Here is a 25,031-nt window from a genome sequence, read left to right on the forward strand (position 1 = left end):
TTAAGTGATACAAGAATTAATTACACACGCGGTTGATTCATCGCGCTCAACATATTGCCATAAATGGCATTTAAGGCATTGAGGTTTTTCGCTAGCTGGCCCACTTCATCTTTAAATGCTTTAGAATCGTCCAGCGATTCGTTGAAGTTCTGCATGGTAAAGCTTAGGTTCTCATAAAACTTGTTCATCGATTGTAAATGTGAGGCCGAATCGCGTAATTCACGTTCGTACATTACATTCAATTGACTTAGGTTGGTTGTTAGACTTTTTACCTGTTCGTGGTAATTGGACGTATCGCCAGAGGTATTCGACATGGCGACTAGGTTTTGCGAAGCTTTTTCAAACGCTAGGCTCAGGTTGTCAAATTTTGAAGTTGCTGTTCTGAGCTTATTCGTGAATTCCTCTGTCGCAAGTGAAACATCGGAAAGTTTATTGATGGCGGATACCTTTTCACTAAAATCACGTAGGCCACGACCGAGATTTTCAATGCTTGCGGGTTCAATATTGGCATCGGCAAACATCTTATCCAAAGCGGCTGTGGCCGATGGACCTGCAGGTTGGGCAACAACAGTTTTTCCTCTTTGTGGAAGCTCGCCATTAAAATTGTCGTCCAATTCAGGATAAACCCGGGTCCAGTCTGGTTCCGGTGCTGGCGGATTGAAACCCATTAAAAAGAAAAGGAAGGCTTCTACTCCTAAACCGATTCCGATCATATAGTTGGCTGTGGTGCCGCCGATATGTAGAATCTTAAATAGTACCCCGATGATGACGATACTCGCTCCCCAGGATATGGCCACATTCAGCCATCTAGAATTGTCTTTTTTCTTGCTCATTGTTATCTCTATGTTTTGGTTTAATTTTTCTTGGAAAGCTTATGCTTCTAACTAATATACATCATTAATGAACGGAAAATGTGTTTTCTATAGTATATCGTCCAGATGATGTGCATAAGTTGTTTCTTGCCTACAATTGGCTCTGTAGGCTCAAAAAACATACCAAAAGGCTATTCATCACTAGCAAAATATTTAGATACTGAGAATTTAAGTTAAGGGGATCAAGTTCTTGGACATATTTCTGGTGATTTGCTAGAGATTGATTGTATTTTGCTTTGGAGAATGTTCAAAGAACACATTTTTTGATGGTTAAATATAAAATAAAAAAAAGGTTTTCAGTCGGGGAGAATGAAAACCTTTAAATAACCAATTATAAACCTATCTAGGTGCTGTAAATATATGCTTTTTTTATTGTATTTTCAATTTTTATCTATTTTTTATCAAATTTTTTAAATAAAAATCTGTTTTTATTCCTTTTTTAGTTTGTTTTTATGTCATTTTTTAATGTTTTATTGTATTTGCTTTCTGTTTATTTCTGATATAAAGGTGTTTTTTTGATGTTTTTGTTGTTGTTTATTAATAATAGCGTCTTTGTGTTGGTTTAATAGTATGGAAGGTGTGAATATTTGTTCGATAGATGTTTTTTTGGCGGCGATCAGTGCTTATCTAAGATTGGCAAATAATAAATGTATTCTTCACTATTCCTTCAATCTTTCTCAAATTAAAACAAACGTTAGTCCAGCTTATTAGTTATACTTTAAATAAGAAACAAATCTTAAATACAAAAAAAGAACAGCTTGATGAACGAAACATTAATTCAACTTTCACAGAAATGGCCCGCATGGCTCTGGAATATTGCATTAATTCTATTTTCATTTTTGATCGGCTTCCTGATCAAGCTGATTTTTATACCACTTTTGCGCAAACAGGCCATCCAACAGGAATCTTATAGCTTATTCCGTTCCTTTGTCAGACGTTTTAACCGTGTGCTGAGTGTGTTTATACCATTGATTGTTTTTAACAGTTTATTGCCTTTTACCCAATTTAACGAACGCACACTGCGTGTGGTGAGCAAAACCAATGAACTTTTGCTGGTCAGTTTTTTTGCCATTGTGCTGATACAGGGGATCAAGGTTTTTGAAGATTACCTCTATCATCGTTTTGATATCAACAAGGAAAATAACCTGCGCGAACGAAAGATCAGGACGCAAATCGTCTTTATCCGAAAAGTCGTGGTCACCCTGATCATCGTGATCTCCCTGGCGATTATCCTATTAAGTTTTGACAGCATGCAGAAAATAGGTGCAGGCCTGCTCACTGGAGTAGGGGTCGGCGGTATTATCATCGGTTTTGCTGCACAGAAGTCCTTGGGAAATCTCCTCGCTGGTTTTCAGATTGCCTTTACGCAACCCATACGTATGGATGACGTCTTGGTCGTCGAGGGGGAATGGGGGCGCGTGGAGGAAATCAATCTGACCTACGTTGTCGTCAATATTTGGGACAAACGCCGATTGGTGTTGCCCATCACCTATTTTATAGAAAAGCCGTTCCAAAATTGGACACGCACGACTTCCGAAATATTGGGGACCGTATTTATCTACACAGATTTTACCGTTCCTGTGCAACAATTGCGTGAAAAATTAACGACTTTATTAACCGGACACCCACTTTGGGATGGTAAAGTAAATGTCCTTCAGGTAACTGACTTTAAAGAGCGTACCATGGAGATTCGATGCCTGATGAGTTGCCGCAATTCGGGTCAGGCTTTTGACCTACGTTGTTTTATCCGTGAACAGATGATTGCCTATATCCACTCGAAATTTCCAAATGCATTAGCCAAAACAAGGCTGGAATATCAGGAGGGTTCAGAAAAAAATTGAGTAGCTGAGGATTGCTTGATAAATGATGGTCTATTGAAAATGATAGGTATTGGTGATGGATGATCTAGAAATGTGTTTTGAATGCTCTACTCATTAGTTCTTTTTCTACTCTTGATATGCCAATCTTATCTGCAACATTTTCCCATTGATTTACGCTTTCCAGCACTTCTGCTACAATACTATTCATTTGGGTTTGGTCCAGTCTAAAAAAATCGCCCACACTTATCGCTAGATCAAAATCCAGCGCGTTATTTTCCATATCGATATTCAATGATAAACCATCTTTTTCAATTGAGGGGTTTAAGTCGTACGCTGGAGATAAAATCCAGCCTTCATCTGTTAAAATGAAACCGTGGTTTCGTAGATGATCGTCGGTATTGGATATCGCAATATTGAAAACAATCCTTCTCCATAACTGTTGCAAATTCTCTTCAATCATTGTTCCATTTGTTTGTATAAATTCTGCAATTTCCAGATAGCTCGCAGGATTGTCACGAATTGTATCTTCATTATTGCCGGTCATAGTCATTGCCGAAGCAAAATGGATACGATCTTTTTTTTCACGGTCGAATCGTTTAGTAAAAAAGGTATGATAATTTTCAGCTATCTTTTCCATTTTGGATGGAGCCATTTTTATACCTGCTCCAATGGCGAGTTGATATGACAAGAACTCCCAGGCTCCTTTATTAAAAATATCGTTTTTAGAGGGAAATTGGGCAATCCATAATTCATTATTATCATCTAAAATATTAGCCTTAGGTCTGGCTCCTCCCAATGAAGATCCGGGGGCCATCAATATAGTCAGCCATTCTTTTAAATCGTCGTTGCTTTTGTCATTTTCCAGCCGATCAGCGGCATGCTGTAGCTCTCTGACCGATGACCAGGGAGGAGTTGGCTTTTGATTATTATCATCTAAAAAAGGGCCATCTTTACTCGTTTTAAAGCGTAATGCTCCCATACGGCTCTCGTCATAGACCCCCAATAAATAATCAATATCATACAAAAAAGGGGGCTTTTCGTCACGCTCTTTCGCCAATTGAGCCTCGCGTCTTTTCATTAGTGTTCGCCCCCACGTGTCAGGCATACTGTCTAGAAATATACCGAAGTTTCCTTTTTCGCTAGCATATTGTGTTCCTGAAAAAAACTGTATTTCAGGGTCTAAGATTTGAAGTTGTTCCGATTTCAACCATATCTTATCGTATTCAAAACTGAATGCCTTTTTACCTTTAGCAAAGTGTGCTGAAAGTATCCCTATAAGTTTAGGTTCCGCCATCCCTTTCCAGTGCGCATATACGTATATATCAAATTTGTTGTCTGCCATTGATTGCTACTTTAATAATTCGAGATCTTGTAGTTTTCTTCCTAAATCATCGTCTGCTGCTAATTGCAATACATCATTTTGTAGCCCCAATACCCGGAGCACATTTAAATATGCACCAAATGCTACGCTTGTATCTCCTTTTTCAATAAGGTATAAGGTTGAACGTGCAATTCCAGCCCGCTCTGCAACTTGAATAGTTGTTAATTTACGACGCTTTCTTGCTAACTTTATATTTTCGCCTACTTGTTCCATAAGTTTGGTTAACTTCGGGAAAATGATTTGTTTCTTAGAACTCATATATTATATTTGTTCGATATTATAGACAAAAATACTTAAAATGATTGAAATAACAATCGTTTTAAGTATTTTTAGCTTTGGTTTTTATTTTATGACTTACGCTGTTTTATCCGTGAACAGATGATTGCCTATATCCACACGAACTTTCCAAATGCATTAGCCAGAACAAGGGTGGATTATCAGGAGAGCATGCAATAGGGTATGTAATAACTGCGGAGCGCTTGATAGATGATGGTCTGTTGAAAATAACCGTAATTTGTTTAAGTTTGTTTAAAATGTTTGCGCGAACGATATGCTGATTTTCTATACTGTTTTCTCAGGGTTATTAATTTTACTGAGTGTGTTACCTTTTATCCAAAGCCAACATTGGATTTTTCGGGTAGCTGAATTTGTCAAGTTGCAGCTGCTGGTATTTCAGGTGCCGGCATTGGCAATGGGTTTTTATCTCGTGGGGAAAGATTCATGGATATGGTGGTTGCAGGCTGTACAGCTGGCCCTGATTGTATACCATGCCTATATATTGATACGCTACACCAAATTTTGGCGTCGCGAAAAATATGAAAAGGGCCAAGATGCATCTGATAGTATCAAAGTGATCTCCTGTAATGTGCTGCAATTCAATACGGCTTATGATCGTTTTATTGACCTGATTCAAAAAGAACAGCCGCATATTTTTTTGACCATGGAAAGTGATGCCGCATGGGAAAAAGCCTTACGTGTACTGGAAAACGATTACCCTAATTTTGAGAAGGTAACGCTGGACAATACCTACGGTATGCATTTTTATACCAATCTGAAGATTAACAAATGTCAGGTGCATTATTTTGTTGCAGATGATATTCCGAGTATTGAAGCAGAACTGGAAACCGCCGATGGACATCGTTTTATCTTTTTTGCTGTTCATCCGCCGCCACCAAGTCCGACTGAAGAGGAGAATTCCAAAGAAAGGGATGGCGATCTGCTCAGTGTGGCCAAACGGGTACGGGATTATAAAATGCCCGTGGTTGTCACGGGGGATTTTAACAATGTGGCCTGGGCCAAATCTTCGCTCTTGTTCAAGAAAACCAGCAAATTGATCGATGCACGCATTGGTAGAGGGATTTTATCGACTTTTCATGCCAATTATTGGTTTTTCAGAGTGCCTTTGGACCTGCTGTTTCATAGTCCGACCGTATTTATCGATAAGCTGTTTATTTATCCTTCTGTTGGGTCCGATCATTTTCCGATGGGCTGTACATTCTTTATCGATCGCTACTCCGAAGAGCAGGCTGAAGATATTGAACATTTGGAAGCTGGGGATATGGCCGACGTCAACGAGATGATTGCTGATGGAAAAAAGGAAGAAAGTGATAATCGGAATTGATAAAGTTATCGATATCCTTTACGGAATCAGCAATTCATATTCCTTAACAGGGGCTACGGAAAAATAGCCGAGGGCATTATTGGAAATATTAGACTTAGGGTTCCCCGGAGCAGCAGTTGACCAGTTCGTCTTTCCATTCCCAAGTCTTTCCATATTTCAGACGGAGGTTTGTATATGGAAAACAATAAACTTACTTCTCGGTGCTTGCACGCATGTTTATTTATATGTGCTATAACTTGTTCGGTCGTCGCTCTTGCGCAAGAAAATAGATCCCTGTCAGATAAGGTTCATCATGCCGAACCTTTATATAATGATCTTGTACGGGATCTTGGCGCGCGGAAAGGGGAGAAGGAATTTAATGTCGGTGCTGATATTAAAAGGATGCACACGGCTGATGAATTTGGCTACCTCCTAGAATATGAATTTGCACCTATAGATCGATTGGGATTAGAAGCGGAAACTGATTTTGCCTATACAAAAAGCCGCATGGCTAATGTGTCCTCGAGCAATCAGTTGGAAAGGTTGCGTTTATCTTCGCAATATTCTTTTTATGTTTCAAAAAAACATGCGACAACTTTAGCTGTTGGGTATACGCAGATCTTTAATTTTGTGGATGGAGGTACAGCTTTTAATCCATTTTTTATAGCCGCCAAAAACTGGGAAAGTAATTGGCATACATTGATTTATACAGGGCCGGAATTCACTTATCACTATGCTTCATGCAAGATGGATATGGTCTGGCAAATGAATACCTCATTTCATTATACCATACCGAAGACAGATCACTTTATCGGTGTTGAGGTCAATCAGGGAATTGCTTCTGAGCATATTGAGACTGTCTTGCATCCTCAGATCAAGCTGGGACTGAGCAGCAAATTGGCTATTGGTATGGCGGTGGGACTGCCAATTAGCGGGCGTGAAAAGGCTCTTAGCTCATTTTGGCGATTAATTTATCAGCTATAAGGTAAATCAAATGAAGGTCTTGTTTTATTATTTTTTGCAACTTGAAGAAAGATAATCGGTGACGGTCTAATGAAACAAATAAATGGGGCGAACGCCTTCGCCCCATTATATCCATTAATATTATCAAGTCGAACGCAAAAAAAATGACTTGACGGGCCAAAAGTAAAAAAATAATATGAAAATTTCCGGGAAAAAGAATGCTATAGTTCTGCGAAAATTTATTGTGTAAATGAAGGGCTATAAATTTTTAGCTTTTTAATTGGCATGTATATGGCTAATTTGCATAAGAATGATTTGAACGAATTTAGAAATTCTAGTAATTATGTAAAGATGGCCTTGTTAAAAATTGCTTTAGGGGTTGCACGAATGTAACAAACAAGAGCCGTTCATAGAAACGACTCTTGTTTGTTATTTTTATTTAACTAAAATAGTTAAGTGAAGACGATCAACCTGTGATTAGTTCGGATAAACTGGCATAGGTTCATAATTCGCTGCTGCACTTTTTGCTGCCCATGTTGCATCACGTACACAGCGGATGTTCATTAATGGAGAGTTGATAACGCTTACTGCTCCGAGAAGACCTGCGCTCAAAAGGCTTGTCGTTCTATACGCTTTGTAAGTGTCGCTACCGATTAATGGATCAATTGTATGGCCTAGATGATATTTTACACCGAGATTGATGATAGGCGATCCGATTAAGTTTTCACTTGTCCAGAATGCATTATACTTGCCATAAGTATTCCCTAGCTCGAGAGTAATCAAGTTATTTATTACCCCTAATGTGTTCATATAGCCATTATAGTTGAAGCGCAATTTATTTACTGATGAAGCAGCTGCTCCATATGAAAGGTTGACCCCGGCCGTAGGCGTAAATTCAGAATAGGTAGCTGCTGGTGTTGAGTTTGGTACCTGGCCTGCTAATGCATCCTGAACACCTACCAAAAGGTCAATTCCAGCGACATTTGTTAACCCAAGATCGCCCAATAGGCCGCCAAGTGAAGCGGGAGAAATAACATTGCCTAATTGTGCAGCGGTAGGTGTCTTCCAGAGGCCTGCCGGATAAACGAGTGAACAAGCGTCTACGGCCGCATTTGCACTTGCTAATACACGTGGAAGATGGGCTCCGAAAGAAAAGAAACTGTTAGGATCATTTGTCTGCGGATTGGTGTGGTAAAAACGGTATGGTGTAGCATCACCTGGTTTATAGTACAAATTTGATCTTGACCATTGAGCCAATCCCGCGCCAGAACCAAACGTTAATGCAGATTCTGTAATACCTACTAAGAAACGGTGATTTTTACCGCGTACAGGAGTAATCGCTTTGTTTTGTGTAAGTGTGGTTGTGCCAAAGGTTCGTTCCGTATTGTTATCAAGCTGAATCTTTAGATTTGTTACAGAAACAGATAAGTTTTGAGTGGTTTCGTCTGCTGTATAATAGTAGGCAATTTTCCTGGCTGCATTGCCATCAAGATTTGTGAAATTCACTTCTGTAAGTGCCGGTGTTCCGCCGGATGCCGCTACTGTCAGCGCGCCAGTTGCCAGATTAATAGTTGCTGCTTTTGCATTTTGACCTGTAACTGCTATAGTAGCTGAGTTTATCGGTGCAAACATACCTAAAGTGTTAACCTCGATGGCGATTCGGGAATAAAGGCGGTTAAAAGTGATGTTCAAGGGAGCTGTATTGCTATTAATGGTGATATCTGTTGCACCTGACGTTGCGTAAAGCACATCTTTGTTTTGTGGCAATACAAGATTATTGGATGCATCTCCATCTGGTATTGCATCTGTGTTGTTGTAAGATAAAGCTACCCATTTGTAAGATCCGTTAGGCACCTGAATCGGAGCTTCTGATCCAGGGGTAAACTGCACAGATTTTGTGAAAGTATAGGTGCCGCCATTGTTTTTGTATAAGTATAAGCGATATGTGGTCGTAGATCCTAGTGGCGTAGCAGCCTTTAGCCCGTTTGACGCTCTTAATGTCGCTGGAGAGAATGCAGAAGCATCATTGGAAGGCACGTTGTTGTCTACTGCTACGATGGCATCAAAGCCATTGGATTGTACCAGTTCGATTGAATTGCTACTAGATTTGCCTGTAGATGTACTTGCTTTTTTGACCGTGCTTTCGCCGTCACTGATGCCAGCGATACGAACGACTAGCTGGCTTTGATCGGATGGGACTTCCTGGCCATTCTGATTTTTATCCTTGTTACAACTTGTCACCGCCAAGGTACCAAGCGCTAAGAATGCTGCAAGAGCAAACTTGCTCGCTAAATTGTTATTGGTTGTTTTCATAATTGAATTGTTTGATTAAGGTAATTGATTAGAAGCTGTCAGTGTTCCACCCACTACCGCCTGCGCCTTCTTCTTCATTAAGATTTGGTGCGCCTGGTGCGGCATTTCCTGTAGGTGACGCTGCTGCAATACCTTGTTCCAATTCAACTACGTGCTCCACGATGGACGGAGCAATGTACATTTTTTTTGCGTTCTTATTCATGATAATATTATTTGGATAATCCACGCTGTCGCCAGCGTGGGGTTTAAATTTAATGGACAATTTTAACCCTTTTTCATGTTCAAAAATACAATCGTTGCTGAACAGCTTTGTCTTTGCGTATAGACAAGTAATGCTGTACTCACGAATGTGTTTTTGATATTTATTTTATCTGTTTGTGTGTTTCTGATTTAATTGTTAATACTTTATGCTGTTATCGGCTAGCAATACTTTTCTGAATTATATTGTAATATTAAGACTTAATATCAACTTGTGCAAAAAAAAATGTAAAATTTTTTAAAATAAGTGCTTTCTTAAATTTAATAATTATAATCGATATTTTGTTAGTCTTCTGTTTTATTTTTTTTTAAAAGCTTGATTATTAAGTTTTATAGCTATAATTATCATCTTGGTATTTCCTCTAACAAGTTAACTTATGTTTTGTTTTTGTTTTTTGTTAAAAATTCTTTTTGATTATTAATTGTTTTATAATTAATATGTTTGAACAGTGGTATTTTTCTGGTCAATTTTTGATTGATGATGAATGTTTTTAAACTCTGTTTATGTGTTATGTGAATGGTTGTTGTTCTCTTAATGTTTGTGATCTTTCGTCCTGTTTTTTTTAGTTTCCTCCTGCTTTGTGTGTTGTAATTTTTTTATATGTGTATTGGTTTTTAGTCAATTATTTCCAATTATTAGTGCTTATTTGATTGCTTTTTTAACTTTAATGTTATTTCTCTGTATAGTAAATTGTATGTGCAATCAATTTGAATTGATGCGAGAATAGCTAAGCGGCTTTAATTGCTTAAATATGCTTAGATTTGATTTTTTGTTAATAATATATTTAGAAGATTATAATTGGTGCTTGGTTGCTGGTTAAAATTACTCGTATTTATTTTATCCTTTTCATACATTTTCTTTTAATATTATATGTTAATAATTGTCTAATTCATCAATTGGTTCTTTTTGAAAGAACCAATTGAAAGTCAATTTTTGTTTTCTTTTCTTCTTTGGTGTTTAATGATAGATTTCATTCTTACTGTCATATAAATGTCTTAGAAATTGTGCGTTTTGAGTGCTCTTGTAGTGGCTTCGCTACAGGAAAAGAAACACTGCTCAAATTCCTGTATCAAAATCCAAATATTATCTACTTTCGTGCAGCTTCTGAATAAGGAGTGTCATATTATTTTGTTTTAATCAATTCTTTATCAATTCAGTATAACTGTTTTAGTTGTGTAATATAATCGTGTGGTTAAATAAAAATTAGCGTATTTTAAAATATAAAAAATGAAAATGAACAAAGAAAACTTCGCTATTTCAAATAGCAAATTGGTTTATGAGGCACCCCGCCTACATGCACAGAAAGTTGAATTGGAATATGGTATTGCGGCTGCTTCGGTAGATCCTGGGGCAAGACAGCAATGGGAAAGCAGAGAAACACAGTCTCATGAAGTGAGTAATGAATATTGGGACTAAAATTTATTTTTCAATCGAATTAATTAGTTATGAAACTAAAAAATACTAAAACTTTATTATCGCTCATGACGGCGATGACCATGTTTATCTTTTCTTGTCAAAAGGATAATAATACAGCTGAATTATCAACAGGAAAAGCAATTGTCAATGTTAAAATGAACGGTATTGGGCCAGAAGGTGGTTCTAAATTAGCCAAAGCATCAATCGGTAGTTCCAGTGCTGCAACATCAACAGTGCAGCAAGTGACAGTTCCATTTGGTGAGGATCTTGTCGTAAGAGCTACCTTGACAGAAGTGAAAGCTTCTCAAGGGACTGCATTGCGTGCTTCTGCAACTAAGGCCGCGACAAGTTCAACTGGTGCTGGAGAGATTGTAGCTTTTAATGGTGACTACACCATTCGTGCGTATAAAAAAATTGATGCTAATAATGAAACATTGGTGCAGACAGTTAAGGGTGTAAGTAGTAAAAGTAATCAGTTTGAACTTGAACCCGGAAATTATAAGTTTGTTGTTTCAGCTTATGGTAATCCTGCTGCGACAGGGGAGGATAAAGATCCGTTGTCACAAGTTATTGAACAGACAGTAACTGTCGGTAATAATACGCTAGACGTGATATTGAAACACAAACTTACTGAGGTGACTGTGAAATTTGATGCGGGTAGTGGCCGTACAATTAACGCTATCAGCGGTAGTACAGTTAAACCAAACTATAATTATACATTCGATGAGGGGACAGGGGTTGTAACTTTTGGAGCTGAACTTGCAGCAAAAGGCTTTACTTTCCCAACGCAGGCAGCAGCACAGACTTGGACAAGCAGTCCTGTAATGATCGCTGTTGATAATTCAAATGGTGCTGGTGAAGTGAAATTGGCGAATGTAACAATCAATAATAAAGCAGGAAATGTGTCATTAACTGGCTTGACTTTGAAAAAAGGTGTTCAATATGTATTGGAGCTAAATCTAGGTGCTAAACAGGGTATTGAAGCTGGTGGAGAAGTCTGGTCTGATGGTAACTTGGAGTATGATCCGTCAACGGGCACGTATAGCTTTGGTGCTAAAAACTCCGCAGGAAATTATTGGTTTTCTGACCGCATAAAACCAAAAGTCGTACGTGCAGATCAAATAAATTATAATCAACAACCAAGTGATGTAATTAATGGTACAGCGGGAGCGCGCGGAGGGGACCCGTGTGCATTGGTTAAAACTGAAGGTACATGGAGATTGCCTACGACAACTGAGATTACAAATTTAGTAAATAGCACCGCTGCTGCAAATGGAAATCCTCCTTCAAGATGGCAAGATAACTACAACGGCACTGCTAATACTATTAAAGGTGTGTTCTTCGGCGTTAGTACAGCGGGCAGTGGTAGTCATAATCCGGGTGTAAATAGAGATAAATATGTTTTCTTCCCATTTATGGGCTATTACTCAAATGACGACACAAGTGTAACTTGGACGTATAATAGCGAAGGATCATATGTTGTTAAAGATGTAGATGGAACCTTTAAACATTGGGCCTTCTATAAAACAGGAGATGGTACTGCGCAACCGGCATATATTAGTGCTCAATTTGCTAATCCGGAAGGTAGAGCTTCACAAATCCGTTGTGTGAAAAACTAAGCAAAAATTATAATTTATTTGGATAATAAATTTGGTGAAAATGCATTCCTCCGTTTGGGGAATGCATTTTTTGTTTCTGCTCCAGCCTATGCTATCGCTGCATCAGGTTTTTTAGGAATGTTTTCCTAAATTAGACGATCCATCATATTGGATCGACCAGATGACCTTTCGCTACGATATTGGACTATTAAGAGCAATAGCTGTTTTGGCGGTGTTGCTATACCATTATGAAATCCCAGGTTTCACCGGTGGATTTATTGGTGTTGATATCTTTTTCGTGATTTCGAGCTTTCTGATGACACAGATTTTGCTATCTGGCATGGACAAAGATGAGTTTTCGTACAAGAAATTCATCGAAAAACGTATAAAGCGGATTGTACCGGCCTTGTTAGTGGTAAGTGTCTGTCTGCTGCTGTTTATCCCTTTTTTTTACTTTATTTCGGATCTTAGGTTAAATGCCAAATATATTGGTCTAGGGCTATCCTTTCTCTCCAATATCTATTATGCTCTTCGTTCTGGGGGGTATTTTTCCCCGGAAGCAGTCGATAATATTTTCCTTCACACCTGGACTCTGGCGGTGGAAATGCAATTTTATGTGCTGTATCCATTGCTGCTCCTTGCACTTCGAAAGGTATATCTGTATAAATTTTTGCAATTCCGTTTTATCTATGTAGGATTGACCTTACTTTCTTTCCTTCTATGTATGTACTGGCTAACGACTAAGGCAGATTATGCCTTTTACCTGATGCCAGCCCGAGGTTGGGAGTTTATGCTAGGCGGACTCGCATTTTTATATACGAAAGAAATTAGGAGGACTTTGAATCGCGTGTCTTCTGTTTTATTGTATGGATTGTTAATACTATTGATTTGTTCGATAAGCTGGTCGTCAGGAAAATATCCCTGGCCCTCTGTATTTGCGCTATTGCCGACTTTGGCAACGGCACTTATTCTTGGGTTGGCGAAGGAATTGGCCTGGCTCCGTAATCGTGGTATTCAATTCTTGGGGAATATTTCCTATTCATTATACCTCTGGCATTGGCCTGTCTATGTTTTATATAGAAAGTATGAATTTGCATTTCCATACAAATTCGGTATAGTCGTGCCCCTGCTGCTTTCTGTCGTGCTCGCTTCGCTATCTTATTATTGGGTTGAAAAAAAGAAAGAACAGATGAACGTGCGTTCTTTGAGGATTGCTTTCCCTGCTTTGACAGGATTGGCTGTTTTGTTGTATCTTGGTGCGAAATGGCCCTTATGGGAGCGGATTCGTTTACTAGGTACAGAATATGCTAATTATTTTGAATACGATGAGCATACGCATCTAAATCCCTGTAATTGCTATATCACAGATAGTAAAAATTACAATTTCTTTGATGCTGATCAGTGTTTGGCGATTGATTCTACCAAACAGAATATTTTATTAATGGGGGATAGCCATGCGGCAGAGCTTTCGACCGCTTTTCGAAAAGAGTTGAATAAGAACCAGAGATTACAGGAGATTAGTCTTAGTCTTACCTTTCCCTTTCCTAATCCTAGGGGCTACGGCAAATCGGTCGATTTATGGCGCTATTTTTATAAAAAGTACCTTCCTGAAAATTACCAGCATATCGATAGAGTCTTTATTTCGGTGCATTGGCTCATGTATCCTTACAAAGAGATGAATTATACAAAAGGGGAGATCGGACAGGGCGTCGGACAGATGCTAAGTATTTTTGAACAGTATGGCTTGGACTATTATTTTATCGGACAGACAGAAGAATATTTGCTTCCATACCACAAAGTTGCTTTGAAGATGAAAACAGATAAAATTTTGGATGAAAGTCATTATGTAAATCCTGTTGGTGCTCGGGTAAATTCATACTTAAAGACAATCATTCCTAAGGGACGTTATATTGATATTTATCAGCTGAAAGAATTGATGCATGACAGCGATAGCTTGGGGGGGCCTTATATGTTTGATACACATCATCTCAGTCCTGCCGGAGCCAGTCAGGTGACCAAGTACCTTAAGCAAAAAAACTATTTTTAAAAAGAGACTCCTCTGCTGGGGCTATCTGTTGCCGGATCATTGGTTTGTATACAATATGAACCGTGTTTTTTATGTTCAGGATTTATTTGCTAAATTGCTCCCTGTCTAAGCAAGTGAAACTTTTTTCAGGCAGTACATGTCGTAAATATTAATTATGGAATTTGGAGTTCATCGGGTAATTGGTTTAGAGCAAGACTTTTCGGAAATTAGGGATGCAACGGCCAAGGAAAACTTTGTCGTTCTTTTTGTATCAAATGGTGGCTGCAGCATGCTTATTAATAAACAGACGACGGAGATTGAGGAATATAGTCTGGTTTTGATTCCTCGCGGAATAACGATAGATGCAAATCAAAGTGAACAGCGTGCCTTTTTGATTATTTATTTCTCGGAAAGCTTTTTTGCACGCACCGAAGTCGACACCGCCTTCCTTCGCAACTTCAAATCATTTAACAAAAATGAATATACCTATAGAATACTCAGTGTGCCCAAAGAGTATGCGACTTATTATGAATTTGTCGGCATGCAGCTGAAGCTTTCCAAGCAGAATTACAATCAGGCAATTTATCGGGACTTGGCACATAACATTGTGAAACAGATTGTGCTCCTCGCGGCGATTTATGCGGAAGACAAGCAATCGGGAGAATTACTAGGTAAGCGTACAGAAGTTTCCTTGGTGAGACGTTTTCAGGATCTGGTCGAAAAGCATGTGAAAACAGAAAAACAAGTGGCCTTTTACGCAGATCAGCTGAATATTGGGAGTAAAAAATTGACCAATCTCACCAAAGAAACCTTGGGTACCACGCCCAAAGAGCTCATCACCGAGGAATTGCTCCGTGTCAGTAAAAAGCTTCTTGTGGAGTCGTCACTCAGTATCAAACAAGTAGCTTGGGAATTAGGGTATGCAGACGTGAATAACTTTAGTACCTTCTTTTTGAAAGAAACAAACCTGACGCCGACAGAATACCGCAAGCGCTGGCAACAATAACCTTTCTGTATTAAAAATAATACATGTTTTCCTATTAAAAAGAATTGTTCTTATTCTTTCGTTTTTTTTATAAAAGGTATATTTATAGTAGAACAACGAAAGTGTATGAAATATCAACATTGTGAAAATTCATGTTCTTCTGGCGTCAAAATTGCTAAAGATTCATAGGTGCTCAGGATAAGCATGAATATTAGAGATGATTCATAGGACCATTAAGAGGACAGTTTATTAGGATATGGAAAAGGTAGTATTGATTTTGGGGTTGGCTTTTTTGGGTGGCACAGCCTCCGCACAGACAGGTGTGCGATTGAACATTGAGCTCCATGATGTACAGCACCTTGTCATTAATCCAGATCAATCGACCGTTACCTTGGCCTACCATACCTTAACAGATTATCAAAATGGTGTTGAGTCAGTCCAAAAAGCACATCTTTCCGTATTTAGTACCTCGGGCTATGAAGTTAAGGTCAAATTGGCCAATCAGGACTTTGTAAAACTCGGCCAAGCGCAAACAGAAAAAATTCCCGCGCCATTGATTCGTGTTAAAGCTACTACCACTAATATAGGACAAGCGGTAAATACAGCTAGTGGAATCCTTTCTACAAATAAGGAAACGATCATTTCTTCAGATTCACCCACCTTCAATGGACTGTTCGATGTTACCTACACTGGGCCTGGAGCTGATGGCTTAATGCAATATGTAGAGAAAAATAACACGGTTACTTTTACAAACGATGTTCTTTATAGCATCGAAACAAGATAATATTCCCCTAAATTCAATTCTTTTGCCGTAGACACTCCGTGCTGTAGTAATCACGCTACAGGCTTTTGTAGCTGTACAGCTACAACATTTTACGCATTCCCTTTTTTATACTTTTCGGGTTTAAATTCATACTTTTTCCCTCATTTCCTGCTGTACTTTTGTGTTGTCCAAAAAGGATAAATAATAACGAATAAGTCATATTAAATTATAAAAAAACAAAATGAAAAAAATTATTTTCTTCGCAGCAGCAATCATCGGTTCAGTTACAGCAGTTAACGCTCAATCACAAGCAAAAGTAAAAGTGAATGTAGAATTGAATCCTTTTCAGTCTATTGAAATTGGTAGCGGTGCTGGATCAGAAGGTCAGCCGACTTCTGGTTATGATGACGAAGTAACCTTGAAATACGAAAAGGCATCTGACTATACAAATGGGGTAAGTAAATCGATTACAAAACAATTGAAAGTATCTTCGGTAGGTTCTGGTTACAAAATAAAAGCAACATTGTCTTCCAACGGTCAGTTCAATAAAGTAGCTGGAAATGGTGTTAATAGTTATGATGCTAAAAAATTAGTTGAAATTCAAGTGGGTGGAATGTCTGCTCCCACAGATGTGAACATGGAGTTTGGTCCTTTTGGAAGCACAAGTACAGCGGAATCTTCTGTATTGAACAAAGAATTGGATGTAAAATACATTGGTAAACCACTTAATGAAGCTACAGTTAAAGAATTGTTGGGTAACGGCGGTAAGGATACAAAAGCAAAATATACCATCGATGTGGTATACACTATTGCAGCAAACTAGTAGGTCCTATACTACGCTATGAAAATCATATAGATGCAGGTATCGGAAGATACCTGCTTTTTTATGTATTTTTATCCCAAATTGTATTTTTATGAAGAACCTGATTGCCTCATTTTCCTTACTTTTTACGGCTACAATAGCTTTTGCTCAAACGGGATTGACTGTTGGCCCGCCTAGATTATATTTTGTGGGCGATGCCGGACAGGCACAAACACAATATGTTGACGTAACAAATCCGAGTAAAGATTATACACTCGAATTGGGTGTTTCTTTTGAAGACTGGTCATATTCAGCCGTTGGTGATAATGAGCTGAGCCCAAAAGGGACACTGCCAACAAGCTGTGCGAGCTGGCTGTCGGTATCTGAATCGTATTTCTCGCTTAAACCCGGTGAATCAAAACGATTGCAGTTGAATATGCAGGTGCCTAAGGATGCAAAATTCACTGCCGAGGTGCCAATTCATACAGCAATGCTCTTTGTCACGCAATTGAACCCTAGAGCAAGAGAAAAACAGGAAGGGGCTAATATCCGTTTGGCGGTACGCTCCGGTGTGAAGGTTTATCATCGTTTCAATGGAAGGGAAGCGCCAGATCTTGAAATTACGAATCTAGTTTATAAAGATGTGGATTCTGTTGGACAGTTTTTGGAGGTCAGTTACGATGTGACCGGAAATATCTGGCTGGAAGGAAGGTTGCGTGCCGAGTTTTTAAATCAGGAAACTGGCGAAAAGGAAGTGGTGGACAATCTTAATTTTTACTGCCTGCCCGGAGATAAGCGTAAACAATATATTGCAATTCCCAAATCGTTGAAATCTGGGAATTACCTTGTTTCAGTATTGGCATTTTATGGCGATCAGGATGTGGTGAAGATCGCGGAATTGGAATTTAAACATGTGGCAAAGAACTAAAATAGGAGTACTCTTAATTTGGGGCCTGTTTTCAGCCATGCCTCTTGTTGCGCAATTGCGGTTTTCAGTCTGGTCGGATAACTATTTCGAAGTGACGTCCTATTTGGGTAAAACAACGCCGGATCGCTTTAATATATTCCAATTTGACCTGAATGGTCTCAACGTGAACGAGAAAAATTGGTCTCTCGCGGTCCGTTTACTGGCACCAATACGTACCATTGCTGGGGGAAAGAACCGTAGTGGAAATACATTTCCCGTAGATAAAATAAGTCTGCGGTGGACCGGCGACAACAATGATGCGAATTTTCGCCTAGATGGGATCGGTGCAAGCCGGACTCCGATTATTTTGCAAAATAGTAACGATGTGCTGTTGATTAATCGGGCGAAACAACCCATCAGTTCCAATGGAAATTATTATCTGCAATATCAGCTTTATAGTGCCTTGACCATTGCTCAAGGTAAATATCTGGATGATTATCTGAGTCCGGATCAGTATACCTACCTGAAGTACCGAATTCCCTTGTTGTTTACGCTGTATAGCGAAAGTGGAAAAGTTTTGGGAACGCAAGAAATTAATTATGAAATGCAATTGCCTCCCCGCCTTACCGATGGTGGAATGGTCGATATGGAGCCCGACTATAGTCTAGAGGTTGCCGCGGAAGCCGCTAATGCCACATTACAGTTTTCGACACAAAAAGATTATATACAGGGAGTTAGTTCGTTGGTTGCAAATGCAATCCGCGTGAACTCTATCACGGACTACGAGCTCCGTGTTAAGTCGGTTGACAGTGAGCTTGTCCGCAATGGTGGTGGTACACTTCCGTTGTCGGTACTATCGCTTCGGTTGACTGCTGGAACAGGATTAAATAGGATAAAATCTAATCCAAAAGTGTTTTTAACAACGCAAGAGCAGGTGGCGGTATCGGCGGCCTCGATGGATAAAAAGCAAGCGCAAACGTTTAATGTAGAGTATAAAGCGAATCTTACCGCTGATCAGGTGTCGGCTTCTAAATCAGGAAGCTATAGTGTGTCCCTCCTCTATTTATTGATTCCACAATAGTTTGATCTCCATCGCGTGTTTAAATGCTCTTATCATAAGATTAGATTTACAGTCTTCGTGCTGTTATTGCTGTTGATCAAGTTTGTTTGGGCACAGCAGGAAAAAACTGTGCACCTGATTTTGCCTGATCAGCTCCGTTTGGAAGCAGGTCTCAATAGTATTGATCTGCAGCTGGTCAACACGAGTGAAAAGGATTTTACTGGAGAAATCAACTTGATCTTGCCTCAAGGTTTACGCGCTCTTGGTTCGGATCGTTTAACGTTTACTGTACCCGCAGGAAAAAAACGCTTTATTACCCAACGTTTACAAAGTCAGACACCTGCACAGCTCAGGGGGCAGGCAGTAGTTGTTCAGCTTCGGGATCCACAGGGTAATATGGTCGACAATAAGACAATGGCTATCGATGTGCCACCTAAAAAAGCAGTAATCTTGCAGGATGTTTCGGAACAGCAGTATTTGAAGCATGTGGGCGACTCAATCTTTATCCGGACACGGGTTATAAATAATGGGACAACGGATGAGCAGATCAAAATCCTGTTTTCCTCCCCGGATCGAATCGGAAATACCAAATTTAAGGAAGAAAACCTTTTCCTTTCGGCAGGGCGTGATACGCTTTTCATACTCCGTTTTGCTGTGGAGAAATTTATGTTAAACAGGGCGCAATACACGCTCAATATCACGGGGCTATACGATAATGGCGATGTGTTTGGGAATCTATCGGTGCTATTGTCAAATATTGCGGCAGATCGAAATTACCAGCAATTATTTGACAACCGAGGTAATTTGGCCGCATACTCGCGTAATTTTTTTGATTTGCAGCTCGATAATCTGCTTGGCGAACAACAAGCTTTTTATTTCCGCTCGGAGGGGGAGTATCGTCTGGCCAATGGACAGATTCGATATAGTGCTTATTTGACCAAAAACGGTGGAATGGACCGGCCTACGTTAAGCAATACTTTTGCTGCCTTCCAGAAAGGGAACAATACCTACACGGTCGGAAATTTGCAGGAAAGTATGGAGGCTTCGGCTTTTGGAAGAGGAATCAAATTTGACCATGTTGATACGGTCCGTGCCGCCAATTTTACAGTAGGCCTGTTACAGCGGGCTGTGGACCTGCTGGATTACAGCTCTTCCAGGGATCCCGGTTATACAGCTTTTGGAAAGGTAGTGCTGGCCGAAAATAAACTTGAGCACCGGCGTTATGAAGGACAAATCTTCTACGATCGCAATGGATTAGATAGTACAACTAGTTTGCTTTGGGCAAATTCTTTTGACTTTCTGAAACAAAAATATGCAGGTAACACGGTACTGCGCGGTTTTGTCGCCGCTGGACTTCAAAGCCAAAACGGTCGACAAGTAGGGCCAGATTCATCCATGCCTTCATGGGCATTGGGTATGCGAATGGACCAGCGTTTTGCCAAATGGAGTTTTAGCTCAGACAATTTTTATAGTTCTCCTTATTATACAGGTAATCGTCGTGGTTCTTTGCAGTTTGTCGAACGTTTAAATCGAAATTGGGGTAAGTTATCGGCTGCACTAAGCTATACCTTTTACCGGTATAACCCAAGTTATCTAAATACACATTTTCTCAATTACGCAAGCCAATCTTCCCGATGGGATTTAAGTATGTATATGCCCTTGAGTTCATTTGTGACGCTATCCGTATTGCCAAACTATAATCGCGAGATTGGAACCTATATGTTTGCCGCAGGTACCCGTGAACTGAAGTCAACCTCATGGCGACTATTGTCAACTGTGAATGTGCGGTCGCGTAACCTACAGCACAACCTGAATGTAACGACTGAGACAGGGCTTGTGTCGATGACCGATCAAGCTGCTGGGCTTTTTGCGGTGCGGACAGATTTAAATTACAACTATAAGAGTCTGGGACTTTCAGCTTCTTATCAGCAGGGTGCTTTTCAAATTTCGGATCTGGTGAGTGCACTATTAATAGGACGTTCATTTGGAAATCGTTTTTCTTTAGGACCCCGTGTAAGCGGTACGTTGCTGCAGGAGAGATTACAGTGGACGGCCAATGCCCGGGCGAATCTGAGTAGCAGTTATGGAAATAGTTTTGGGGGGAATGCGAGTGTAAATTATCGTGTGCTAAAAAACACTTTGCTTACAGGACTTTTTCAATACAATTATAGTGTCATGAAAACAGGATATAACTATGATTTCAATAATTTACGGATTGGTGTTCGACAAAACTTAAAAGGATCAAATCTTGATCGTCCAGTAATCAAGACCGGGAATTTACGTGTCTTCTGTTTTTATGATAAAAATTTTAATGGAATATTTGATCAAGGGGATATTCCGATGGTTGACCATAGCTTTACGGTAAAAGGGGTTTTGTTTGTAACGGATAAAGCAGGATATGCTTCCTTTAAAAAATTACCATATGGATCATACTTGTTTTTTTCGCCAAAGCAGGGACAGTATATGGCGGTTTCGAAAGAGATCGCGATACAGCGGTCAAATCTAGAAATCCAGGTTCCGCTCCAGCGCGGTGGAATGGTACAGGGAGCTGTTCGTGTCGAGTATACCCAAGGGCTTAGCTTGGAGACTGATCTGAATTTAGATATTTACAAAGTGTTGGCAAAAGACAGGAACGGAAGGATCATCGAAATGTATACGGATAAGGATGGACATTTTGAGTCTGGTCTACCAGAGGGTGCCTATAGTTTCTATTTGGATAATGCGAGCTTCCCGATAAACGTATTTACAGATCAAGAGGCACAATCGGGAACGGTGAAACTTGATGCCGACTTGGTCCTTGAGCCTTTTGTTTTAAAAGTGAAGTCAAAAAAGGTCAATGTCAAGCGCTTTGGACAATAAGTTTCCTATCCGGCGATATGCTGAGACTTGACATCGCTGATATGATCTAACAATGACTGGTTCAAAATGGGGGATGTTTTTAACATTTCTCGTACGGGATATTTTTCAGCAATATCCGTAAGGGCTTTGAGGTGTTTTTCATGGTGAAGGTCAGTGCCCACAAAATCATACATACCTGATTTCAATAAAGTCATCGCGATTGCTTTGACGTCGACACCGTAATAACGGCTGATGGATAGCAGGTTCAGTTGGAGCAAACAGCCTGCATCTTTAATCTGCTTATAGATATTAAAATTGCTATGGTAATAATTGTATCGTTCCGGATGTGCTAGAACGGGCTTATAACCTAGTTTTTGAACGTCTCGTATGGTATGGAAAAGAGCCTTCGCCTCGGATAAATAGGACATCTCAATAAGCACATAGCCTCCAGGTATAACACAAAGCTCATTATCCCGGACAAGATCAGAAAGTCCGTCATCAATCATATGTTCAGCCGCTGCGAAAATTTCAACCTTGCTGCCAATATTCTTCAGGCCATTTTCGAGATTGCTGTGTGCTTCTTCAATACTCGATTTGGTATTGGGATGAACACCCGCCATAATATGTGGCGTGCAAATAAACTTCTTCAATCCCAATCGTTGTAACCCATCAATATAAGTGAGCGAGTTTTGTACAGAAGTGCTACCATCGTCAATACCGGGTAGTAAGTGATTGTGCATGTCCACTTCCAGGAACTCAAGTTGTGCCAAAGGCCTGATAGATGATTTTTTATTGGTACCGAACAAATTGCTAAAGAAGCCCATAATGTTGATTTTAAAATACTAAATTAAAAGGGACATGTGCTTTTGTTGGTGTTCAATATATGATGGTGCTGGCATTTAGATCTGAAATTCATATCCCCAAAAGAACTTTACAAACAATATGCCAGTTTTTTTGTTTATCGGAATGGATGTATAGCTTGAGTAAAGCATTCTTGAGCGGAACAATCTTGCACGTAATTTTGTTTATGTTTTTATATTTTAATTTGCCTTTGTAACAGTTTCGGTATAATACTTGCTTGTCCCCCCATAGTGGACAAATAACAAAGAATAGGTTTTTGTTATTGATATTTTAGGAGATTGTTTAATTGCTTGTTAAATTTTAAGTATCTTGGCGTTCTCTTACAATTATTGCAAAAGCCATATATACTGGGTTTAAGGCAAAAGCCTTAATAAAGGATTATAAAAAAATAAAAATAAAAAAGTGAAATTTATGATGGGTTCTCTGGGAGATTTAAGACGACGTCTTCGAAAGGACAATCCGCGATGGGTTATTTTATTGATCGATATGTGGTTTGTGTTTGCGAGTTATGTGTTTTCAAATTATGTTGTTAACAACTTCAGAGGAGTATTTGACGTAGCTTTGATGTTGAAAAAGGTGGTCTTGGTACTTCCTGTTTATCTTATTGCTTTTCTTTGTTACAATACATTTAAGGGTATTGTAAGACAAACTGGAATTCGTGATACGATCAAAATCTTTAAAACAGTGGCTTCATCCTATGTGATTTTAATGGTGCTCACATTTTTGATCAAGGCTGTTTTTGAGAAAGGTACGGTGGCAGGTGATTATCTTCGCTTATCCTATGGCGTTTTGACCATGCAGGCTTGTATTTTATTGGTTATTATGGTGGGCGCGCGCGTCGTTTATCGCACCATCTATGAGTATCTTTTTTTACCTGCTCGGAAAGGTGAAAATGTACTGATTTTCGGGGCTTCACGCCCGGGCTTGGTTTCTTATTCCTTGTTAAAAGAAGATCAGCGTATCAAATATCAGGTTGTCGCTTTTGTGGAAGATAAGATCTCGCGTATTGGCAAGCGTCTTGCAGGATTGAAAATTCGTGATATTACAGAAATATCAAAAGAATTTGTTGAAAAAAATCAGATTTCGCAGGTTATTATTGCTGTTGAAAACAACGATCCCGAACGATTGGAATATGTGTCGGATTGGTTCCAAAATATTGGACTGGAATTGAAGATTATGCCTTCGGCCAGGATTTTACTTAATTCAGGTGCCAAACGTGAAATCAGGCCATTGAAGATTGAAGATTTATTGGGTCGTAAGCCAATCAAATTGGATCACCCCGAGATCGAAGAAGAAATGCAAGAAAAAGTGATCCTGGTTACCGGTGCTGCTGGATCTATCGGTTCGGAGCTGGCCCGCCAGATCGCCAGACGTCATTATAAGGCGTTGATTCTGTTAGACCAAGCCGAGTCGGCGCTATATGATATCCAACAATCGATTAAGGCTACACAACCTGAGCAGATGCACTGCGTGGTAGGTGATGTGCGTAACTATGCCTTTATGCAGCGGATATTTGCGCAATACAAGCCCGATTTGGTATTTCATGCAGCTGCTTATAAGCACGTTCCTCTAATGGAGGCTAACCCGTACGAGTCTATTCAGACAAATGTATTGGGTAGCAAAAATGTGGCGGATCTCTGTATGCAATATGGAACTAAAAAGATGGTCATGGTGTCTACGGATAAGGCTGTTAACCCAACCAATGTTATGGGAGCAACCAAACGTATGGCAGAAATTTATGTGAGCAGCTGCAGCGGTAAATCCAAAACGAGTTTTATTATTACCCGATTTGGAAATGTGCTTGGTTCAAACGGTTCTGTGATTCCGCTTTTTGAGAAGCAAATGGCAGAAGGGGGACCGCTAACCCTGACCCATCCTGAAATTACCCGTTTCTTTATGACGATACCCGAAGCGTGTCAATTGGTTCAGGAGGCCGGTGTGATGGGAAAAGGAGGCGAGATCTTTGTATTCGATATGGGAAAATCTGTTAAGATTATTGATCTGGCTAAACGCATGATTAAATTGAAAGGCTACCGTTACCCTGAAGATATTGATATCAAAATTGTGGGATTGCGCCCAGGAGAGAAGATATACGAAGAACTGCTGGCAAACAATGAGAATACAGTAAAGACGCACCATCCAAAGATCATGATCGCAAAAGTAAATCACGGTGAATTGCCCCTTAAAGCGCAGCGCATTAATGCGATCTGTCAGCAGATTTTGGATGCGGACACCCAACTGCCAGATTTTATGGCGCTTGTCGCCGGAATGAAACAGATTGTTCCAGAGTTTAAATCTCAAAATTCAGAATATGAAGTGCTGGATGTACAGGAGGGGAAGGAAGAAATAGAAATGCTGGATGAGGCGCCGGCAGAGGTGCCAGTTTATTCTTTAGTAAAGAATGTTTTATAATCTGAGTATAAATCAGCTAAGTTGTTGGCTAATTGAAATATAAGAAATTAAAAGCCCTCTTTTGGAGGGTTTTTTTTAATGATTATGTTTACTCAAGGATTAAAACTTGTCAATTAACAAAAATCATCCTAATTTTAGCGAACTATTTGGTGAAT

Annotated in this window: 20 protein-coding genes; 13 read left to right on the forward strand and 7 right to left on the reverse strand. The window is 39.5% G+C overall.

The window, feature by feature from the left end:
• Nucleotides 1-20: 20 nt before the first annotated feature.
• The gene (gene gldL / locus GVK91_RS16700; protein WP_159730311.1) at nucleotides 21-833 is read right to left on the reverse strand and encodes a gliding motility protein GldL; all 813 of its coding nucleotides are present in this window, start codon (nucleotides 831-833) and stop codon (nucleotides 21-23) included.
• An 800-nt stretch (nucleotides 834-1,633) separates the two neighbouring features.
• Between gldL and GVK91_RS16705 the strand changes: the two genes are divergently transcribed.
• Nucleotides 1,634-2,713: a mechanosensitive ion channel family protein gene (locus GVK91_RS16705; protein ID WP_159730313.1), complete on the forward strand. Its 1,080-nt coding sequence runs from the start codon at nucleotides 1,634-1,636 to the stop codon at nucleotides 2,711-2,713.
• 64 nt (nucleotides 2,714-2,777) lie between these two features.
• Here the strand turns inward: GVK91_RS16705 and GVK91_RS16710 are convergent, their stop codons facing one another.
• Both GVK91_RS16710 and GVK91_RS16715 read right to left on the reverse strand, forming a co-directional pair.
• Nucleotides 2,778-4,034 carry a type II toxin-antitoxin system HipA family toxin gene (locus tag GVK91_RS16710; protein ID WP_159730315.1) on the reverse strand — a complete coding sequence of 419 codons (1,257 nt, stop codon included), beginning with the start codon at nucleotides 4,032-4,034 and terminating at the stop codon, nucleotides 2,778-2,780.
• A 6-nt stretch (nucleotides 4,035-4,040) separates the two neighbouring features.
• Nucleotides 4,041-4,331 carry a helix-turn-helix domain-containing protein gene (locus tag GVK91_RS16715; RefSeq protein ID WP_159730317.1) on the reverse strand — a complete coding sequence of 97 codons (291 nt, stop codon included), beginning with the start codon at nucleotides 4,329-4,331 and terminating at the stop codon, nucleotides 4,041-4,043.
• 340 nt (nucleotides 4,332-4,671) lie between these two features.
• Between GVK91_RS16715 and GVK91_RS16720 the strand changes: the two genes are divergently transcribed.
• Nucleotides 4,672-5,694 (forward strand): endonuclease/exonuclease/phosphatase family protein, encoded by a 1,023-nt coding sequence (locus tag GVK91_RS16720; RefSeq protein WP_200845646.1) that lies wholly within the window; start codon nucleotides 4,672-4,674, stop codon nucleotides 5,692-5,694.
• Between the two features lie 18 nt (nucleotides 5,695-5,712).
• On the opposite strand, the gene GVK91_RS27645 is transcribed toward GVK91_RS16720, so the two are convergent.
• Entirely contained in the window at nucleotides 5,713-5,847 is a 135-nt protein-coding gene (locus GVK91_RS27645) for a hypothetical protein (RefSeq protein ID WP_262886206.1), read from the reverse strand.
• 21 nt (nucleotides 5,848-5,868) lie between these two features.
• On the opposite strand from GVK91_RS27645, the gene GVK91_RS16725 reads away from it, so the two are divergent.
• Entirely contained in the window at nucleotides 5,869-6,657 is a 789-nt protein-coding gene (locus GVK91_RS16725; protein ID WP_159730321.1) for an HAEPLYID family protein, read from the forward strand.
• A gap of 456 nt (nucleotides 6,658-7,113) precedes the next feature.
• Here GVK91_RS16725 and GVK91_RS16730 read toward each other — a convergent pair whose 3' ends face one another.
• Nucleotides 7,114-8,949, reverse strand: a complete 1,836-nt coding sequence (locus tag GVK91_RS16730; protein ID WP_159730323.1) for a hypothetical protein — start codon at nucleotides 8,947-8,949, stop codon at nucleotides 7,114-7,116.
• 28 nt (nucleotides 8,950-8,977) lie between these two features.
• Complete coding sequence (locus GVK91_RS16735) at nucleotides 8,978-9,151, reverse strand: hypothetical protein (protein ID WP_159730325.1); 174 nt, start codon at nucleotides 9,149-9,151, stop codon at nucleotides 8,978-8,980.
• A 1,284-nt stretch (nucleotides 9,152-10,435) separates the two neighbouring features.
• On the opposite strand from GVK91_RS16735, the gene GVK91_RS16740 reads away from it, so the two are divergent.
• The 9 genes from GVK91_RS16740 (at nucleotide 10,436) to GVK91_RS16780 (ending at nucleotide 21,624) form a co-directional block, all read left to right on the forward strand.
• On the forward strand, nucleotides 10,436-10,624 hold the full coding sequence (locus GVK91_RS16740) for a hypothetical protein (protein ID WP_159730327.1): 189 nt from the start codon (nucleotides 10,436-10,438) through the stop codon (nucleotides 10,622-10,624).
• A gap of 29 nt (nucleotides 10,625-10,653) precedes the next feature.
• The gene (locus tag GVK91_RS16745; RefSeq protein WP_159730329.1) at nucleotides 10,654-12,243 is read left to right on the forward strand and encodes a hypothetical protein; all 1,590 of its coding nucleotides are present in this window, start codon (nucleotides 10,654-10,656) and stop codon (nucleotides 12,241-12,243) included.
• A 160-nt stretch (nucleotides 12,244-12,403) separates the two neighbouring features.
• The gene (locus tag GVK91_RS16750) at nucleotides 12,404-14,269 is read left to right on the forward strand and encodes an acyltransferase family protein (RefSeq protein ID WP_159730331.1); all 1,866 of its coding nucleotides are present in this window, start codon (nucleotides 12,404-12,406) and stop codon (nucleotides 14,267-14,269) included.
• Between the two features lie 154 nt (nucleotides 14,270-14,423).
• Nucleotides 14,424-15,254: an AraC family transcriptional regulator gene (locus GVK91_RS16755; protein WP_159730333.1), complete on the forward strand. Its 831-nt coding sequence runs from the start codon at nucleotides 14,424-14,426 to the stop codon at nucleotides 15,252-15,254.
• A 235-nt stretch (nucleotides 15,255-15,489) separates the two neighbouring features.
• On the forward strand, nucleotides 15,490-16,017 hold the full coding sequence (locus GVK91_RS16760) for a hypothetical protein (protein WP_159730335.1): 528 nt from the start codon (nucleotides 15,490-15,492) through the stop codon (nucleotides 16,015-16,017).
• A gap of 220 nt (nucleotides 16,018-16,237) precedes the next feature.
• Entirely contained in the window at nucleotides 16,238-16,819 is a 582-nt protein-coding gene (locus tag GVK91_RS16765) for a hypothetical protein (protein WP_159730337.1), read from the forward strand.
• A gap of 91 nt (nucleotides 16,820-16,910) precedes the next feature.
• Nucleotides 16,911-17,726 (forward strand): molecular chaperone, encoded by an 816-nt coding sequence (locus GVK91_RS16770; protein ID WP_159730339.1) that lies wholly within the window; start codon nucleotides 16,911-16,913, stop codon nucleotides 17,724-17,726.
• Nucleotides 17,710-18,786, forward strand: coding sequence for a hypothetical protein (locus GVK91_RS16775; protein WP_159730341.1), 1,077 nt, complete (start codon nucleotides 17,710-17,712; stop codon nucleotides 18,784-18,786). Before GVK91_RS16770 ends, GVK91_RS16775 begins: the two co-directional genes overlap by 17 nt.
• A 57-nt stretch (nucleotides 18,787-18,843) precedes the next feature.
• Nucleotides 18,844-21,624 (forward strand): hypothetical protein, encoded by a 2,781-nt coding sequence (locus GVK91_RS16780; RefSeq protein WP_159730343.1) that lies wholly within the window; start codon nucleotides 18,844-18,846, stop codon nucleotides 21,622-21,624.
• Between the two features lie 5 nt (nucleotides 21,625-21,629).
• Here GVK91_RS16780 and GVK91_RS16785 read toward each other — a convergent pair whose 3' ends face one another.
• On the reverse strand, nucleotides 21,630-22,427 hold the full coding sequence (locus tag GVK91_RS16785) for a tyrosine-protein phosphatase (protein ID WP_235032942.1): 798 nt from the start codon (nucleotides 22,425-22,427) through the stop codon (nucleotides 21,630-21,632).
• A gap of 448 nt (nucleotides 22,428-22,875) precedes the next feature.
• Here GVK91_RS16785 and GVK91_RS16790 point away from each other — a divergent pair, with 448 nt between their 5' ends.
• Entirely contained in the window at nucleotides 22,876-24,876 is a 2,001-nt protein-coding gene (locus GVK91_RS16790) for a nucleoside-diphosphate sugar epimerase/dehydratase (protein ID WP_235032943.1), read from the forward strand.
• Nucleotides 24,877-25,031: the final 155 nt, after the last annotated feature.

This window comes from Sphingobacterium sp. 18053 (assembly GCF_902706145.1).
Lineage (GTDB): Bacteria > Bacteroidota > Bacteroidia > Sphingobacteriales > Sphingobacteriaceae > Sphingobacterium > Sphingobacterium paramultivorum.